The organism is Pseudomonas sp. PSB11, assembly GCF_014596605.1.
In the GTDB taxonomy this organism is placed as follows: Bacteria; Pseudomonadota; Gammaproteobacteria; order Pseudomonadales; family Pseudomonadaceae; genus Aquipseudomonas; species Aquipseudomonas umsongensis.
The window spans coordinates 1-1402 of sequence record NZ_NOIO01000066.1; the positions used below are offsets into that span (position 1 = coordinate 1).

Below are 1402 nucleotides of genomic sequence, written 5' to 3' on the forward strand. Positions count from 1 at the left end.
GGCGGTCTCAAGGAGTAAGTGCAATACCTGATGTAAGGTGTTGCCATGTCTACCCAATACAAACACTTGAGTACCGAGGAACGCGTCACCATTATGGTGATGCTATTTCAACGACAGACACTGCGAGCTATTGCCGCGTTGCTAGGCCGTCACCCCAGCACCATCAGTCGTGAGATCAAACGCAACCCCCAGCAACCTCACTATGACGCCATCCAAGCTACCAGCAGGGCTCAACAGCTTCGGCATGTACCTCGCCGCCAGCGCTGTTTATCTCCAGACTCAGAGCTGTTTCAAGTGGTTGTCGAAATGCTTCGTATTGGCTGGTCACCGCAACAAATTGCCCGCAGACTACGTAGTATCTGGCCCGGCCAACCCGAGCGACATGTGAGTCACGAAACTATTTACCTTGCCATCTATGCCTACCCACGCGGCGAACTGAAACGTCAGCTGATCAGTTATTTGCGTCAGGGTGACGGCAAGCGTCGTAAGCGAACCCAAAGCAATGTGCGTCGAGAACGCTACCCGGCACAGCTGAGTATTCACCTACGCCCCCCTGAGGTCGCAGATCGTCTGGTTCCTGGGCATTGGGAGAGTGACCTGATTATGGGTGCCAATAATCGCTCAGCGGTTGCCACCATGGTCGAGCGTACGAGCCGTTATGTGATTCTCGCCAAGCTCGAAGCCCCCACCGCAGAGGCGGCGGCGGAAGCCATCGTGAGGGAAATGTCGCGGATGGCGCCCTCGCTATTAAAAACCATGACGCATGATCAAGGCAGCGAAATGGCCCGTCATGCCGAAATCACTGCGCGCACGGGGATGAAGATTTATTTCGCCGACCCGCACTCGCCTTGGCAGCGTGGTAGCAATGAAAACACGAACGGGTTGTTACGCCAGTACCTCCCCAAGGGTACTGATCTCTCGCTGGTGACGCAGGCGCGACTGGATGAAATAGCCGATTTGCTCAATACCCGCCCCCGCCAGACATTGGGCTGGAAATTTCCAGTCGAGGTGCTGGTAGATTATCTTCAGCTCAGCGCGACCAACAAGCTCGAAACTCTCAACTGACCGTTAAGGGGAAGCCGAGCTGAGCGCCGACCAGTCACTTTGTAGTGGTCGAGTGGGGGGGGCAAATCGCGTCATTTTAGTCCACCAAATCGTCGATACGGGGGGGGGACTGTATAGCCATTGTTTAAGCGATGCCGGGGGGGGATTGTATAGCCGCTGTTTCAGCGACAGAAAGGCTTGGTCATGGGGTAAGCCTTTAGCAGTGAAAATCGTGTGTAACGGGTTGGCTCGGTTCGCTCAGGCGGCCATTGCAATGATGCATTGGAAGCGCGAATACCGCTGCGCTGAGCAAACCTAGAAAATTAACTGACTGTTGCACTTGCTCCTTGAGACCGCC

General features: G+C 55.1%; 1 protein-coding gene. It reads left to right on the plus strand.

From position 1 onward, the window contains the following. Positions 1-45: 45 nt before the first annotated feature. Entirely contained in the window at positions 46-1065 is a 1020-nt protein-coding gene (locus CGA21_RS29675; protein WP_188265687.1) for an IS30 family transposase, read from the plus strand. The last annotated feature ends 337 nt before the right edge of the window (positions 1066-1402 follow it).

Bases quoted from the DNA above. Each gene is read 5' to 3' on its own strand.
- CGA21_RS29675 (WP_188265687.1), top strand. From the start codon at position 46: ATGTCTACCCAATACAAACACTTGAGTACCGAGGAACGCGTCACCATT.